The following is a 15,171-nucleotide window of genomic DNA, read 5'->3' on the forward strand; positions in this document are numbered from 1 at the left end:
ATTTTCTCTTTTGGTTTTTTTTTTTTTTTTTTTAAAACTCCCTCCGCCGCCGGGGCCCCGGGGGGGGGCGGCCCCCCCCCCCCCCCGGCGCCCGGAAAACCGACCGGTCTACATATGACTGCCCGTCCGTTTATGACGACCGGTCTACAGAGGACAGGGCCTGGACCGTTTATGGCGACCGGTCTACATAAACCGACCGGTCTACATATTCGGTGGCAAGGCCCGGGCGAACAGCATGCCCGGGCGATGCCCTAGCGTGAACCGCCGACCGCCGACCGCCGACCGCCGACCGCCGACCGCCGACCGCCGACCGCCGACCGCCGACCGCCGACCGCCGACCGCCGCAGGGGACCCCATGACCGCTGATCGGATGTCCAACCCCACCCCCGCCCCCAGGAACGGCAATGCCCTCCTCCACGACCTCGCCAGGCCGTTCCCGGAGCGGGTCGCCGAGGCCGTCCGGGCCTGGGACGCGAATGACCGCGACCCGGCCCACCTGGTGGACGGGAAGGCCTTCCTCGCCCTCTACTGCTGGCAGTTGGCCGCCACCCGCCGCGGCGAGGAGCCGGACGAGGCGACGGCCGCCTTCGTGGAGCGGTCGCACGACTCCATCGGCGGCCGTCACGGCTGGGCCGCCATGCTGCACCAACGGGCCACCTGCTCCTGCCACGGCACCACCTGGCGGCTGGAGAACATCTCGCTCTGCCTCGGCTGCCTCCGCTACGTCTGCTACGAGCTGGACGGGCCGTGCTGCGCCGGCGCGGAGATCGTCGGATAGCCCGAGTAGCCGGACAGTTCGGACGGCCCGGACGGCCTGGACAGCTCGGACGGCCCGGGCAGCCGGACAGCCCGGACAGCCCCGGCTCGAACGACTCGGGACAGCCCGGCCGGGGCGGCGCGGCCCCGGCCCTCACCCCTCCAGCAGCTGCGCCAGCAGCGCCGCCGGCCCCTCGGGCAGGCTGCCGTGCACCAGTTCCGTCCGGTGGACCAGCCTCGGCTCCCGGACGGGCACCGCGGCGACGCCCACCACACCGTCGAGCGCCGCCGCAGGAAGCACGGCCAGCCCGTGCCCGGCCGCGACCAGGGCGAGCAGCCCGCGCACGTCGGTGCCCTGGTAGCGGGCGGCCGGCCGGAAGCCGTCGACGGCGGTGGCGGCGCGCAGCCGGGCGGCAGCGGGCGCGATGTCGGGGGCGTCCAGCCAGCGGGCGGCGGAGAGGTCGGCCAGGGACACGCCCCGGTGGCCGGCCAGCGGGTGGCCGGCGGGCAGGGCGACGGCGAGCGGCTGCTCGTCGACGGCGACGGTGGTGAGCGGGCCGACGTCCGGCAGCGGGAGCGGGTCGCTGGGGGCGGCGAGGCCGTCGATCAGGGCGAGGTCCACCTCGCCGGTGGCAACCAGGGCCGGCAGGGTCTCCGGGGCCACAACCCGGACCGTGAGGTCCATCCGCGGGTACACCCGGCGCACCTCGGCGAGCGCGTTCCCCAGGGTTGCTCCGGCCGCCAGCGCGGTGGTGCCGAGCAGCAGCCGGGTGCTCGGGGTGCCGGCCAGGCGCGCGACATCGGCGCGCGCCGCGTCGAGCCGCAGCAGCAGCGGACCGGCGTGCTCCAGCAGCCGCACGCCTGCCTCCGTCGGGCCGACGGGACGGCGGAGCAGCAGGCTGCTGCCGAGGTCCGCCTCCAGGGCCGCGATCTGCTGGGAGACGGCGGACTGGGTGTAGCCGAGCTCGCGGGCCGCCTCGGAGAAGGAGCCCAGCCGGGCCACGGTGACGAAGGTGCGCAGCTGGTGCGGATCCACGCTTATCAGAGCCTCTGATCGAAGGGTCAGAAATCATCGTTGGCGCTGATGCCCAACGCGGGGTCAGGATAGCCGCATGACCTACCGCACCCCCCGCATCGCCCTGGTCGGCGACCGCTCCCCCGCCGTCCGCTCGCACGCCCGCATCCCCGGGCTGCTCGACGCGCTCGCCACCCGCGACCAGCTCGTGCTGGACGCCTACTGGATCCCCACCGAGGACGCCGGGTCGGCCACCGCCCTCGACGGCTTCGACGCGATCTGGCTGCTCCCCGGCAGTCCGTACCGCAGCGAGGCGGGCGCGGTGGCCGCCGTCCGCACGGCCCGCGAGCAGGGCATCCCGTTCCTCGGCACCTGCGCCGGCTTCCAGCACGCCGTCCTGGAGTACGCGCGCACCGTCTGCGGGATCGGCGGCGCCGCGCACGGCGAGAGCCACCCCGGGGAGGACGACCTGGTGATCGTGCCGCTCAGCTGCTCGCTGGTCGGGCACGAGGGCGCAGTGGAGATCGCCCCCGGGTCGCTCGCCGAGCGCGTCCTCGGGACGACCCGAACGGTCGAGCGGTACCACTGCGCGTACGGGCTGAACTCCGTCTACCTGGACCAACTGCGCGAGCACGGGCTGCGGTTCAGCGGCATGGACGACGAGGGCGACCTGCGGGTGCTCGAACTGCCCGGCCACCCCTTCTTCCTCGCCACCCTGTTCCAGCCGGAGCTGGCCGGCGACGGCACCCGCGTCCACCCCGTCATCCGCGCACTCGCCACGGCCGCGGTCGGGCACGCGGCCTCCCGGCACACCGGCACCACCAGCAGCGCCGGCACCCCCGCAGCCACAGCCGCACCAGCAGCCGCACCTGACAGGACTGCCGAAGGAGCCGCCGCGTGAACGTCGTAGCCAACGAAACCGCCGGGGTGGGCATCCCCGACAGCAGGCTCGCCCGTGAGGCCACCGAGCTGGTGCGGGACACCTCCACCGAGCTGCTCTACCACCACTCGCGCCGGGTCCACCTCTTCGGCGCCCTCCAGGGACGGCGCCGCGGGCTCGCCTTCGACGCCGAACTGCTCTACCTGGCCGCGATGTTCCACGACCTCGGTCTCGCCCCCGAACACCGTTCCTCCGGGCGGCGGTTCGAGATCGACGGCGCCGAGGCGGCCGCCGCGTTCCTCCGCTCCCACCAGGTACCGGAGCAGCGCGTCCGCGTGGTGTGGGAGGCGATCGCCCTGCACACCACACCCGGCATCCCGGAGTACCTGGAGCCGGAGATCGCCCTCACCACGGCCGGCGTCGAGCTGGACGTCCTCGGCATCGGCTACCACGACCTGACCGACGAGGAGCGGACGGCCGTGGTCGCCGCCCACCCCCGGCCGGACTTCAAGCGCGGCATCCTGCGCGCCTTCCACGAGGGCATCGCCTCCAGGCCCGGGACCACCTTCGGCAACGTCAAGGCCGACGTCCTGGCCCGGTTCGAGCCGGGCTTCGAGCGGACCGACTTCGTCGAGGCGATCGAGAACTCCGCCTGGCCGGAGTGACGCGCGGAGCCCGAACCGCCGCAGAGCCCGACTCACGCGGACCCCGGCTCACCGCGGACTCCGACTCACCACAGACCCCGGCTCACCGCCGAGCCCGGCTCCCCTCAGACCCCGACTCACCGCCGACCCCGGCTCCCCTCAGACCCCGGCTCACCGCGGAGCCCGGCTCACATGGGGAGCGAGCGCAGCCGCACCGGCCCCTCGGGCCAGGCCGCACCCTCGTGCAACGGCGCCCACATCGTGCAGATGGGCATGACCACGACCCGCCCCTCGGGCTGCTCCACGTGGACGTCCCCCAGCAACTCCCGGAAGCCGAGCCGCCGGTAGAGCCCGGCCACCTGAGGCCGGCAGAACAGCAGGGCGTGCCGCGGGCCGAGCGTCCGCGCGTGGTCCAGGGCCGCGCCGACCACCGTGCGCGCCAGGCCGCGCCCCCGGACGTCGGGGGCGACGGCGACGCCGCCGACGCCCATCACGTCCAGGTCGTGGCCGCCCACCGTCAGCGGCAGCCGCAGCAGGCCGGTGTGGGCCACCAAGCGGCCGGCCTCGTCACGGATGCCGAAGTGGACGTCCTTGGGGAGCCAGCTCAAGCCGGTGTAGGCGACGCCGAAGTGGTCCTCACCGACGCCGAATATCTCTTCGATGTCGGCCTTGGTGTAGTCGGCCATGCGCACCACGGCGGGCGGTACGGAAACAGGATGATCAGTCACCTGATGATGATCCTCTTTCGGACCGGCCTTGAACAGGCCGGAACCACTCACACCTGACGCGACTTCAGCTGCTCCCAGACCTCGGCGACCCGGGGTGCCAGCTCCTCCAGCGGCCCGCTGTTGTCGATGACGAGGTCCGCGAGGGCCAGCCGGTCGGCCCGGGTGGCCTGGGCGGCCATCCGGGCGCGGGCCTCCTCCTCCGCCATGCCGCGCAGCCGGACCAGCCGGTCGATCCGCACCTCGTCCGACGCGTCGACGACGACCACCAGGTCGAAGAGCGGGGCGAGCCCGTTCTCGGTCAGCAGCGGGACGTCGTGCACCACGACCGCGTCCGGGGCGGCCGCCCCCTCCAGCTCGGCGGAGCGGGCCCGGACGAGCGGGTGGACGATCGCGTTCAGCGCCTTGAGCCGCCCGGGGTCGGCGAAGACGATCGCGCCGAGCGCCGGGCGGTCCAGCGAGCCGTCGGCCTGGAGCACCTGCGGGCCGAACTCGGCCACCACGGCCTCCAGCCCGTCCGTTCCGGGGGCGACCACCTCGCGGGCGATCACGTCCGAGTCCACGAGCACCGCGCCGTGGGCGGCGAACAGCCGCGACACCTCGCTCTTGCCGGCGCCGATGCCGCCCGTCAGTCCGATCTTCAGCATGGCGCCAGGCTACCGGCGCCCGAGGCCTCCGGTCAGCCCAGGTCCAGGCTCTCGCCATCACCCAGGGCCGTCAGCTCCGCCCCCGTCCCCGGCCCGCCCGGGCCGACCAGGTTGGTGTGCACCGCCAGCCCCACCGGGCTGAGCACCGCGTCGTGGACCGGCACCGCCTGCCGCGGGCCCGCCTCCCGGACGTAGTCGATCAGCTCGGAGACCTTGGTCCACGGCCCGGCGATCGGCAGCAGCAGTGTCTCCACCGCGTGCGGCGGCACGGTCAGCGCGTCCCCGGGGTGGAAGAGCCGGCCGTCGAAGAGGAAGCCGACGTTCCGAACCAGCGGGATGTCGGGATGGATCACCGCGTGCCACTCCCCGTGCACGCTCACCCCGATCCCGCCCACCTCGAAGGCGTCGCCCTCGCCGACCACCGTCACCCGCTGCGCCACCCCGTCCAGTCGGGCGGCCACCGCACTGTTGGTCCAGACCCGCAGGGCCGGGTCGGCCTCCAGGGCCTCACGGAGCCGGGCCTCCTCGAAGTGGTCGAAGTGCTCGTGGGTGATCAGGACGGCATCCGCACCCGCGAAGGCCGCCGGGTCGGCGAACATCCCCGGGTCGACGACGACGGTGGTGCCGTCGTGCTCCAGGCGTACGCAGGCGTGTCCGAACTTCGTGATTCGCATGCGCCAAAACATACAGCAAGGCTGCACAGTTTTGCTGGACAAAATCCCGGTACGCTTCTCCCATGAACAGCCCGGGCCCCGACACCCTCGAACTCGCCGCCGACCTGCGCTCCGCCATCGGTGAACTGGTCCGCGCCCTGCGCCCCGGCGACGAGCTGCCGCAGAACCAGGTCGGCGTCCTCGGCCTGCTGGTCCGCGACGACCGCACCTGCACCGTCGCCGAGCTCGCCGCCCACCAGCGCGTCCGGCACCAGTCGATGGCCCGTACCGTCGCCCTGCTCACCGAGACGGGGCTGGTCACCCAGCAGCCGCACCCCACCGACGGCCGCAAGCTCCTGGTCGCCGCCACCGACGCCGGCCGCGCCGCCCTGCACGAACAGCGCGCCCGTCGCGAGGCGGTGATCGCCGGCGCCATCGAGGCCCGCCTCACGCCGGAGGAGCGGGAGACCCTGCGCACGGCCGTCGAGCTGCTGCGCCGCCTGCACTGACCACCCGGGCGGCAGGGCAACTCCCCGCGATCATGGAGGTTCTGACGCCCTGCTAGGGTCCAGAGCCGTGACGGACAGGGCGGGGAAGCAGTACGAGTCGATGCGCGCGCACTTCCTGCGCGCCGCCGAACAGCGCGGGTTCACGCTCGACCCCGCCCAGGAGGCGCCGGTCGAACGGCTCAGCCGGCTCGCCGGCGAGCTGGCCCACCCGGCCTGGCGGCTGCGGCGCCCGCCGCGCCACCTCTACCTCTGGGGCCCGGTCGGCCGCGGCAAGAGCTGGCTGGTCGACACCTTCCTCGACGGCCTGGCGACCCCGCGCAAGCGGCGGCTGCACTTCCACGACTTCTTCCGCCGGCTCCACGAGGGCGTCGCCCACCATGCCGACAGCCACCACGCCGACGGCCACCACGACGGCGCCGCGGTGGACCGCGCCGTCGACGAGCTGCTCGGCGACTGCCGCATCCTGGTCTTCGACGAGTTCCACGCCCATGACGCGGGCGACGCGATGCTGGTCGCCCGGCTCTTCCACACCCTGCTGGACCGGCGGATCACCCTCGTCACCACGTCCAACTACCCGCCCGCCGGCCTGATGCCCGACCCGCTGTACCACCACCTCTTCGAGCCGACGATCCGGCTGATCGAGGAGCGGATGGACGTCGTCGACGTCTCCGGGCCGGTCGACTTCCGGCGGCGGCCCCGGCCGGAGGGCACCCACGGCTTCGCCCTCGGCGCCCGCCTGCACCCCGGCGACGAGGCCGCGGCCGGGCTCACCCCGCCCCGGCCCGAGGAGGCCGGCCCGGTGGCCCTGCCCCACCACGAGCTGCCGGCCCGGGCCGTCCGCGACGACCTGGTCTGGTTCGGCTTCGCCGAACTGTGCGAGGGCCGCACCGCCGTCCCCGACTACCTCGCGCTGGCCGACCGCTTCCCCGCCCTCGTCCTCGACGGCGTCCCGCCCCTCACCGAGGCCTCCCCCGACGCCCGCCAGCGCTTCGCCAACCTGGTGGACGTCTACTGCGACCGCGACGTCCGGCTGGTCCTGATCGGCGCCGACCCACTGGCCGGCCTCCCCGCCGGCTCCACCCTGCAGCGCGACCTCGACCGCACCGCCAGCCGCCTCGCCCTCCTCCGGCAGCCGGCCGCGGAGGTCACCCCCTGAGCCTCAGGGCGTGATCACGAGCTCCTTGGCCTCCGGGCGCTGGCCGGGGATCGCCGCCGGCGCGATGGTCGGCAGGTCGACGTGCTCGCTCAGCCCGAACCGGTTGTGCAGGCGGCGCAGCGGGGCCGGCGCCCACCAGTTGAACTCGCCGAAGAGGCTCATCGCGGCGGGGACGAGCAGGCAGCGGACCAGCGTCGCGTCCACGGCCACCGCCACGGCCAGCGCGATGCCCATCTGCTTCACCATGAGCATGTCGCCGAGCGCGAAGCCCGCGAAGACGATGACCATCAGCAGCGCCGCCGAGGTGATGATCTTCCCGCTGCGCTGCACGCCCAGCTCCACGGCCTTCGTACAGCTGTGGCCCTTGTCGCGCAGCTCCTTGATCCGGGCGAGCAGGAAGACCTCGTAGTCCATCGAGAGCCCGAACGCGAAGGCGAAGACCAGCACCGGGATGAAGGTCTCCAGCCCGCCGGCGGGACTGAAGCCGAGCAGGCCGCTGAACCAGCCGTCCTGGAACACCAGGGTCAGCGCGCCGAGCGAGGCGCCCAGCGAGAGCAGGTTCATCAGCAGGGCCTTGACCGGCATCACCACCGACCCGGTCATCAGGAAGAGCAGCACCAGCGTGCCGAGCGCCACCAGGCCGAGCGCGATCGGCCCCCGGGTGAGCAGTTCGTGCTGGAAGTCGACGACCGAGGCGGCTCCGCCGGTGACCTGGGTGGTGAGCCCGCCCCGGTCGGCGCGCAGCTCCTTGACGACCTCCTTGGCCTCCCCGCCCTGCGGGTCGCCGTGCACCAGCACGTCGATGATGGAGACCTTGTCGCTCACCGGGGTGACCGCGCGGACCCCGCTGACGCCGGGCAGCTTGGCCACCACGTCGTCGGCGTACGCCTGGGCGACGGTCGCGCCGCCCTCGACCACCACGGTGATCGGGGCCTGCGAGGCCATCGGGAACCGCTGGTCGACCGTGTCGGCGACCTGGCGGCCGGCCGAGGACGCGGGCAGCACGGCGGCGCCGGAGCTGCGCATGTCGGCGTGGAGGAACGGCGCCCCGGCGGCCATCAGCAGGGCGACGCAGGCGAGTGCGACGGGGACCGCGCGCTTGCGCACCCGGCGGACGGTGCGGCTGAAGAAGCCCTCGTCGGGCACGGGTGCGGTGGGTGCCTTGACCCGGCTGCCGGCGAAGCCGAGCAGTGCCGGGACGAGGGTGAGCGCGGCCGCGACGGCGATCACCACGACGCTCACGCCGGCGGCGGCGACCGCGGCCAGGACGGGGCTGGTGAAGACGAAGAGGCCGGAGAGCGCGACGGCGACGGTCAGCCCGGAGAAGGCGACGGTGCGGCCCGCGGTGGCTGCGGTCCGTTCGACGGCGGCGGCGATGCCCGCGCCGTGGCCGCGTTCCTCCCGGAAGCGGTTGACCATGAGCAGCGCGTAGTCGATCGAGAGGCCGAGCCCCAGCACGGTGGCGATCGGCAGCACGCTGGTGTCGATGTCCATGATCTTGCTGAAGCCGAACATGGCCAGCAGCGCGCCGCCCACCGAGGCGACGGCGCCGATCACCGGCAGGCTGGCGGCGGCGAGGCCGCCGAAGACCAGCACCATGACGACCAGGGTCAGCGGCAGGGTGACGATCTCGCCGAACCGGGTGTCCTTCTCGGTCTGCTTCTTGACCTCGTCCTGGAGCACCAGGTCCCCGCCGACGGTGACGTGGGCGCCGTCGGCCTTGATGTCCGCGAGGCGCTCGGTGACGGCGGCGGTCTGCGCGTCGGTACTGGCGTCGGCCATCCGGACGGAGACCAGGCTCGCGTTGCCGTCGGCGGAGCGGAGCGCGGCGCCGGCGGGGCCGGAGCCGTAGGCGTCGGTGGCCGACGAGACCCCGGGCAGGGCGGCGATGTCGGCGGTGGCCTTGGTGACGGCCTCCCGTACGGCCTGGTCGTCGACCGGTTTCCCGTCCACGACGGCGGTGACGGTGCCCCGGGACGGGTCGGCCGCGGTGACCACGGCGCTTCCGCGGTCCGCCTCGGAGCTGGCCGAGGAGGCGCCGGCGACCGAGCCGGCGAAGACCCGGCCGCCGATCAGCACGCCTATGACCAGGACCACGGCCCAGAAACCGAGCACCCAGCGCCGGTGCCGGAAGCAGAACCGGCCGAGGGCGGCAAGGCGTCCGTCGACCTTGGGGTCGGCGGACGAACAGGCGGGGGAGGTCACTGCGGTGCTACGGCGCATGTGCGGGGGTGCCTAGCGTGCGGGGCCGGGGGGAGCCACCCATCGGGCAACTCATCCCAAGGTAGGTCCTAGGTCCCGAATCGCCCATAGCCCCCCGATGAGCCCCTTATCACAAAAATCCTTCACATAAGGAACAAATAAGTGAATGGGGAAAACAATGGACCCCACCCGGAATACCGGGTGGGGTCCATCGGTGACGCTATGACGCTATGCGCCGAGCACCAGCAGGGTCAGAGCCTCAGCTCTGGCCACCCGCCAGCTTCTCGCGCAGGGCAGCCAGGGCCTCGTCCGAAGCGAGAGCGCCGGAGCCCTCGTCGCTGCTGGAGGAGTACGAGCCACCGGCGGCGGCGGCGACGGCGTCGCCACCCTCGGCAGCGGCCTCGGCGTCGGCCTCACGGCTCTTGATGACCTGGGCCTGGTGCTGCTCGAAGCGGGCCTGCGCCTCGGCGTACTGGCGCTCCCACTCCTCACGCTGCTTCTCGAAGCCGGGCAGCCAGTCGTTCGCCTCGGGGTCGAAGCCCTCCGGGTAGATGTAGTTGCCCTGGTCGTCGTACGAAGCGGCCATGCCGTACAGGGTCGGGTCGAACTCGACCTCGGCCGGGTTGGCACCGAGGGCCTCGTTGGCCTGCTTCAGCGAGAGGCTGATGCGACGACGCTCGAGGTCGATGTCGATGACCTTGACGAAGATCTCGTCGCCGACCTGGACGACCTGCTCCGGGATCTCGACGTGGCGCTCGGCCAGCTCGGAGATGTGGACCAGACCCTCGATGCCCTCGTCCACGCGGACGAACGCACCGAACGGAACCAGCTTGGTGACCTTACCCGGAACGACCTGGCCGATCTGGTGGGTACGGGCGAACTGCTGCCACGGGTCCTCCTGGGTCGCCTTCAGCGACAGGGAGACGCGCTCACGGTCCATGTCAACGTCGAGAACCTCGACGGTGACCTCCTGGCCGACCTCGACAACCTCGGACGGGTGGTCGATGTGCTTCCAGGACAGCTCGGAGACGTGAACCAGACCGTCGACGCCGCCGAGGTCCACGAACGCACCGAAGTTGACGATCGAGGAAACGACGCCGGAGCGCACCTGACCCTTCTGCAGGGTGGTGAGGAAGGTCTGGCGGACCTCGCTCTGGGTCTGCTCCAGCCAGGCACGGCGGGACAGGACCACGTTGTTGCGGTTCTTGTCCAGCTCGATGATCTTGGCCTCGAGCTCCTTGCCCACGTAGGGCTGGAGGTCGCGGACACGACGCATCTCGACGAGCGAGGCCGGCAGGAAGCCACGGAGGCCGATGTCGAGGATGAGACCACCCTTGACGACCTCGATGACGGTACCGGTGACGATGCCGTCCTCTTCCTTGATCTTCTCGATCGTGCCCCAGGCACGCTCGTACTGAGCGCGCTTCTTGGACAGGATGAGACGACCCTCCTTGTCCTCCTTCTGGAGAACCAGGGCCTCGATGTTGTCACCGACGGAGACGACCTCGTGCGGGTCAACGTCGTGCTTGATCGAGAGCTCACGGGACGGGATGACGCCCTCGGTCTTGTAACCGATGTCGAGGAGCACCTCGTCACGGTCGACCTTCACGATGACGCCCTCGACGATGTCGCCATCGTTGAAGTACTTGATGGTCTCGTCGATGGCGGCGAGGAAGGCCTCAGCGTCGCCGATGTCGTTGACCGCGACCTGCGGGGTGGTGCTGGTGGAGGAGTCGGTGGGGCTCGTCATTAGGAAAAGGGCTCCGGTACGGACATGAAGTCGTAGGTAATGCCACGCGGAGGGCCCGTATCGCTCCCACCGAAAGCCGGACAGCCAAGAGCACGGCCCACCGGAACATCCCGCAACAGCGAGAATCCGGCGTCCGTCTTGCGACCGTGGGGTCTTCGACAGATGCGAGCGCGACCTGCTCCGTCCGAGGCGCGCAGGCCCGCAGCGCAACTTGTAGCATACGGGGACGGCCAGGCACGGTCAACGCCAAGGGCGCCAAGACGGTGGAGGCCGGTATGGATCAGGCCATATCCTCCGATTGCGCACCTCACAGTGGCGGCCGCAGGAAGCCTTTCCCCGGATGCCACCGCCAGGACCCGGACCCTTGCGGGCCGGTTCGCGGCAGCGGCGCTTCCGCAGACCACACCCTACGCGATGGGCATTATCACCGTGGCCACCACCCCCCAGTCCGACGTCCACGATCTTGACGACGACGGCGACGACGCGGTAAGGCGCGACGCGCAGGCCGGCGAGAGCAGCCACGCAAGCCGCCACTGGTGGGACCGCAACGCCGACGAGTACCAGGACGAACACGGCGAGTTCCTCGGCGACGACCGGTTCACCTGGTGCCCCGAGGGCCTGGACGAGGCCGACGCCCGGCTGCTCGGCGAGGTCGAGGGCCTGACCGTGCTGGAGATCGGCGCCGGCGCCGCCCAGTGCTCGCGCTGGCTCGCCCGGCAGGGCGCCCGGCCGGTCGCGCTGGACATCTCCTTCCGCCAGCTCCAGCACTCCCTGCGGATCGACCTCGCCCGCGACACCCCGCCGGTCCCGGTCGTCCAGGCCGACGCGGCCGTGCTGCCGTTCGCCGACGGCTCCTTCGACGCCGCCTGCTCCGCCTACGGCGCGGTGCCGTTCAGCGCCGACACCGGCGCGCTGATGCGCGAGGTGCACCGGGTGCTGCGCCCCGGCGGGCGCTGGGTGTTCTCGGTGACCCACCCCATCCGCTGGGCCTTCCCCGACGAGCCCGGCGTCGAGGGGCTCACCGCTGTCGCCTCCTACTTCGACCGCACCCCGTACGTCGAACAGGACGAACACGGGCGGGCCACCTACGTCGAGCACCACCGCACGGTCGGGGACCGGGTCCGCGAGCTGGTCGGAGCCGGCTTCCGGCTGGTGGACCTGGTCGAGCCGGAGTGGCCGGAGGGGCACGAGCAGGAGTGGGGCGGCTGGTCCCCGCTGCGCGGCCGGCTGATCCCGGGCACGGCGATCTTCGTCGCCGAGCGGGACTGACCCGGCGCAGGACCGGCCCGGGGCCGGCGCCGGGCGCCCGTCGGGGCCGGGCCGCCGGGCCGGGCGGTACCGGGGCGTTGCGTGTCCGGGCCGGGCCGCCGGGCCGGGCCATCGGGGAGACTGTCCGCGTGAACCCCGCCTGGCGCGAACTGCCCGTCCGTACCGCCCTGCCCGCCCTGCACCGCGCGCTCGACACCGACGGCGTCGCCGTCCTCGCCGCCCCGCCCGGCACCGGCAAGACCACGCTGGTCCCGCTCGCGCTGGCCGGGCTGCTCGGCGAGGACGCCCGCCCGCCCCGCCGGGTGCTGGTCGCCGAACCGCGCCGGCTGGCCGTCCGGGCCGCGGCCCGGCGGATGGCCTGGCTGCTCGGCTCGGCCGTCGGGGCCGAGGTCGGCCTCACCGTGCGCGGCGAGCGGCGGGCCGGACCGGACACCGTGGTCGAGGTGGTCACCACCGGCGTCCTGCTCCAGCGGCTCCAACGCGACCAGGAGCTGCCCGGCGTGGACGTGGTGGTACTGGACGAGTGCCACGAGCGGCACCTCGACGCCGACACCGCGCTCGCCTTCCTGCTCGACGTCCGCGCCACGCTCCGGCCCGAGCTCGGCATCGTCTGCGCCTCGGCCACCTCCGACACCGCGGCCTGGGCCGAACTCCTCGGCGGCGCGCCCGTCGTCGAGGCCCACGGGGTGACCCACCCGGTCGAGACCGTCTGGGCCCCGCCGCCGCGCGCCGTCCGCCCCGCACACGGCACCCGGGTCGACCCGGCGCTGCTCGACCACGTCGCCGCCACCGTCCGGCGGGCCCTCGCCGAGCGCGACGGCGACGTGCTCTGCTTCCTGCCCGGCGTCGGCGAGATCGCCCGGGTCGCCGGGCTGCTCGCCGGGGCGCCGGCCGAGGTGCTGCAACTGCACGGCCGCGCACCGCAGGCGGTGCAGGACGCTGCGCTCGCCCCGGGCGACGGACGACGGGTGGTGCTGGCCACCGCCGTCGCCGAGTCCTCGCTCACCGTGCCGGGCGTGCGCGTCGTGGTCGACGCCGGCCTGGCCCGCGAGCCGCGCACCGACCACGCCCGCGGCCTGGCCGCGCTGGTCACCGTCCGCGCCTCGCTGGCCGCCGCCCGCCAGCGCGCCGGCCGCGCCGGCCGCGAGGCCCCCGGCACCGTCTACCGCTGCTGGGCGGAGGCCGAGGACGCCCTCGCCGCCCGCTACCCCACCCCCGAGATCGCCCTCGCCGACCTCACCCCCTTCGCCCTCCAGGCCGCCTGCTGGGGCGACCCGGACGCCACCGGCCTCGCCCTGCCCGACCGGCCCCCGGCCGGCGCCATGGCCGCCGCCCGGCAGACCCTGCACGCACTCGGCGCGGTGGACGAGGACGGCCGGGCCACCGCGCGCGGCGTCCGCCTCGCCCGCACCGGGCTGCACCCCCGGCTCGCCCGCGCCCTCGCCGACGGCGCCCCGGCCGTCGGCGCACGCCGGGCCGCCGAGGTCGTCGCCCTGCTCTCCGAGGAACCGCCGCGCGCCCTCGGCGACGACCTCGGCGCCGTGCTGCGCACCGTCCGCGACGGCCGCGACCCGTACGCGGGCCGCTGGCGGGAGGAGGTCCGGCGGCTGCTGCGCGCGGCCGGCGACACCCCCGCCACCGCGCTGCCCGACGCCTCGGCCGTCGGCCTCGTCGTCGCGCTGGGCTTCCCCGAGCGGATCGCCCGGGCCCGGGTCGACAAGCCCGCGCCCGGCGAGCGCAGCCCCTACCTGATGGCCTCGGGGACGGCCGCCGAACTCGCCCCCGGCACCGCGCTGGGCGCCGTGCCGTGGCTGGCCGTCGCGGTGGCCGACCGGCCGGCCGGGTCACCGTCCGCCCGCGTGCTGCACGCGGCCGCCCTGGACGAGGAGACCGCCCGGCTGGCGGGCGCGCCGCTGCTGGCCTCCCGGGAGGAGGTGCACTGGGACACCCGCCGCGGCGAGGTCGTCTCCCGGCGGGTGGAATCCCTCGGCGCGGTCGAGCTGTCCGCGGCCGCCCTCGACCGCCCCGACCCCGCCCTCGTCCGGGCCGCCCTCCTGGAGGGGCTGGCCCGCGAGGGCGTGAGCACCCTCCTCACCTGGCCCTCCCCCGGCCTGCGCGAGCGCCTGGCCTTCCTGCACACGGCCATCGGCGAGCCCTGGCCCGACGTCGGCGACGCGGCGCTGCTGGAGCGGGCCGGGGAGTGGCTGGAGCCCGAGCTCTCCCGCGCGCGCCGCCGCGGCGACCTCGCCCGGATCGACACGACCGCCGCCCTGCAACGGCTGCTGCCGTGGGCGGGCGGCGAGGCCGGGCGGCTGGAGGAGCTGGCGCCGGAGCGGATCACGGTGCCGTCCGGCTCCCGGATCAGGGTCGACTACGGCGGCGAACGCCCGGTGCTGGCCGTGAAGCTGCAGGAGCTGTTCGGCTGGGCGGCGGCCCCGGCGCTGGCCGGCGGGCGGGTGCCGCTGACCGTCCACCTGCTCTCCCCCGCCGGGCGCCCGGCCGCCGTCACCGGCGACCTCGCGTCCTTCTGGCGCGACGGCTACCGCGCCGTCCGCGCCGACCTGCGCGGCCGCTACCCCCGCCACCCGTGGCCGGAGGACCCGACCACGGCCGAGCCGACGAAGCGCACCAACGCCCGCCGGTAGCCGGCCGGCGGCGAGGACGCCGACGAGGACGCCAGGTCGTCGGGAACCGCCGCCGTAGGAGGTGCCGGCGGTTCCCGTCACCCCGCCGACGGTGGACCCGCCGGCGAGCGGCCGCGCGGGACCGGGGCGTCCGGCCCGGACGGGCCCCGGCTCACCGGGCGTCCGCGCCGGGACGACGGCCCGCCTGAGGGACGGTCACCCGTGGTCGAGACGTGCGGCCCCGGCCGCCGCGGGCCCCACCCCCCCCCCCGGGCGGGGCCGCGAGCGCGTCCAGACGGAATCACCAATGAACGCACGAACGGACAACAACCCATGGCAAC

Annotated in this window: 13 protein-coding genes; 7 read left to right on the top strand and 6 right to left on the bottom strand. The window is 74.0% G+C overall.

Annotated elements, in window-relative coordinates; genetic code table 11:
* Positions 1-355 precede the first annotated feature (355 nt).
* Complete coding sequence (locus ACFC1F_RS10120) at positions 356-778, top strand: hypothetical protein (RefSeq protein ID WP_376156971.1); 423 nt, start codon at positions 356-358, stop codon at positions 776-778.
* A 132-nt stretch (positions 779-910) separates the two neighbouring features.
* Here the strand turns inward: ACFC1F_RS10120 and ACFC1F_RS10125 are convergent, their stop codons facing one another.
* Positions 911-1,792 carry a LysR family transcriptional regulator gene (locus tag ACFC1F_RS10125; protein WP_376156973.1) on the bottom strand — a complete coding sequence of 294 codons (882 nt, stop codon included), beginning with the start codon at positions 1,790-1,792 and terminating at the stop codon, positions 911-913.
* A gap of 76 nt (positions 1,793-1,868) precedes the next feature.
* Here ACFC1F_RS10125 and ACFC1F_RS10130 point away from each other — a divergent pair, with 76 nt between their 5' ends.
* Together ACFC1F_RS10130 and ACFC1F_RS10135 are read left to right on the top strand one after the other, a co-directional pair.
* The gene (locus tag ACFC1F_RS10130) at positions 1,869-2,672 is read left to right on the top strand and encodes a hypothetical protein (protein ID WP_376156974.1); all 804 of its coding nucleotides are present in this window, start codon (positions 1,869-1,871) and stop codon (positions 2,670-2,672) included.
* Complete coding sequence (locus tag ACFC1F_RS10135) at positions 2,669-3,316, top strand: HD domain-containing protein (RefSeq protein ID WP_376156976.1); 648 nt, start codon at positions 2,669-2,671, stop codon at positions 3,314-3,316. The genes ACFC1F_RS10130 and ACFC1F_RS10135 overlap by 4 nt, the downstream gene beginning before the upstream one ends.
* A gap of 167 nt (positions 3,317-3,483) precedes the next feature.
* Here the strand turns inward: ACFC1F_RS10135 and ACFC1F_RS10140 are convergent, their stop codons facing one another.
* The 3 genes from ACFC1F_RS10140 to ACFC1F_RS10150 are packed head-to-tail and all read right to left on the bottom strand — an operon-like array spanning position 3,484 to position 5,341.
* A complete protein-coding gene (locus ACFC1F_RS10140) occupies positions 3,484-4,023 on the bottom strand; it encodes a GNAT family N-acetyltransferase (protein WP_376156977.1) in 540 nt (179 codons plus the stop codon).
* A 47-nt stretch (positions 4,024-4,070) separates the two neighbouring features.
* Positions 4,071-4,667: a dephospho-CoA kinase gene (gene coaE / locus ACFC1F_RS10145; protein ID WP_209412030.1), complete on the bottom strand. Its 597-nt coding sequence runs from the start codon at positions 4,665-4,667 to the stop codon at positions 4,071-4,073.
* A 32-nt stretch (positions 4,668-4,699) separates the two neighbouring features.
* Positions 4,700-5,341: an MBL fold metallo-hydrolase gene (locus ACFC1F_RS10150; protein ID WP_376156979.1), complete on the bottom strand. Its 642-nt coding sequence runs from the start codon at positions 5,339-5,341 to the stop codon at positions 4,700-4,702.
* Positions 5,342-5,403: 62 nt separating this feature from the next.
* Between ACFC1F_RS10150 and ACFC1F_RS10155 the strand changes: the two genes are divergently transcribed.
* Together ACFC1F_RS10155 and zapE are read left to right on the top strand one after the other, a co-directional pair.
* Positions 5,404-5,829, top strand: coding sequence for a MarR family winged helix-turn-helix transcriptional regulator (locus ACFC1F_RS10155; RefSeq protein WP_209412028.1), 426 nt, complete (start codon positions 5,404-5,406; stop codon positions 5,827-5,829).
* Between the two features lie 67 nt (positions 5,830-5,896).
* A complete protein-coding gene (gene zapE / locus ACFC1F_RS10160) occupies positions 5,897-6,985 on the top strand; it encodes a cell division protein ZapE (protein WP_376156982.1) in 1,089 nt (362 codons plus the stop codon).
* 3 nt (positions 6,986-6,988) lie between these two features.
* Here zapE and ACFC1F_RS10165 read toward each other — a convergent pair whose 3' ends face one another.
* Both ACFC1F_RS10165 and rpsA read right to left on the bottom strand, forming a co-directional pair.
* Entirely contained in the window at positions 6,989-9,208 is a 2,220-nt protein-coding gene (locus ACFC1F_RS10165; RefSeq protein ID WP_376156984.1) for an MMPL family transporter, read from the bottom strand.
* A 238-nt stretch (positions 9,209-9,446) separates the two neighbouring features.
* Entirely contained in the window at positions 9,447-10,937 is a 1,491-nt protein-coding gene (gene rpsA / locus ACFC1F_RS10170) for a 30S ribosomal protein S1 (RefSeq protein ID WP_209412026.1), read from the bottom strand.
* A 414-nt stretch (positions 10,938-11,351) separates the two neighbouring features.
* Here rpsA and ACFC1F_RS10175 point away from each other — a divergent pair, with 414 nt between their 5' ends.
* Together ACFC1F_RS10175 and hrpB are read left to right on the top strand one after the other, a co-directional pair.
* Positions 11,352-12,206 carry a class I SAM-dependent methyltransferase gene (locus tag ACFC1F_RS10175; protein WP_148645595.1) on the top strand — a complete coding sequence of 285 codons (855 nt, stop codon included), beginning with the start codon at positions 11,352-11,354 and terminating at the stop codon, positions 12,204-12,206.
* A gap of 128 nt (positions 12,207-12,334) precedes the next feature.
* Positions 12,335-14,851 carry an ATP-dependent helicase HrpB gene (gene hrpB / locus ACFC1F_RS10180; protein ID WP_376156986.1) on the top strand — a complete coding sequence of 839 codons (2,517 nt, stop codon included), beginning with the start codon at positions 12,335-12,337 and terminating at the stop codon, positions 14,849-14,851.
* Positions 14,852-15,171: the final 320 nt, after the last annotated feature.

The organism is Kitasatospora sp. NPDC056181 (genome assembly GCF_042266225.1).
Lineage (GTDB): Bacteria > Actinomycetota > Actinomycetes > Streptomycetales > Streptomycetaceae > Kitasatospora.

What these genes read in the sequence shown, in the direction of transcription:
- ACFC1F_RS10120 (WP_376156971.1), top strand. Translation starts at nt 356, where the DNA reads ATGACCGCTGATCGGATGTCCAACCCCACCCCCGCCCCCAGGAACGGC.
- ACFC1F_RS10130 (WP_376156974.1), top strand. Translation starts at nt 1,869, where the DNA reads ATGACCTACCGCACCCCCCGCATCGCCCTGGTCGGCGACCGCTCCCCC.
- ACFC1F_RS10175 (WP_148645595.1), top strand. Translation starts at nt 11,352, where the DNA reads ATGGGCATTATCACCGTGGCCACCACCCCCCAGTCCGACGTCCACGAT.
- ACFC1F_RS10155 (WP_209412028.1), top strand. Translation starts at nt 5,404, where the DNA reads ATGAACAGCCCGGGCCCCGACACCCTCGAACTCGCCGCCGACCTGCGC.
- ACFC1F_RS10165 (WP_376156984.1), bottom strand. Translation starts at nt 9,208, where the DNA reads ATGCGCCGTAGCACCGCAGTGACCTCCCCCGCCTGTTCGTCCGCCGAC.
- rpsA (WP_209412026.1), bottom strand. Translation starts at nt 10,937, where the DNA reads ATGACGAGCCCCACCGACTCCTCCACCAGCACCACCCCGCAGGTCGCG.
- coaE (WP_209412030.1), bottom strand. Translation starts at nt 4,667, where the DNA reads ATGCTGAAGATCGGACTGACGGGCGGCATCGGCGCCGGCAAGAGCGAG.
- ACFC1F_RS10150 (WP_376156979.1), bottom strand. Translation starts at nt 5,341, where the DNA reads ATGCGAATCACGAAGTTCGGACACGCCTGCGTACGCCTGGAGCACGAC.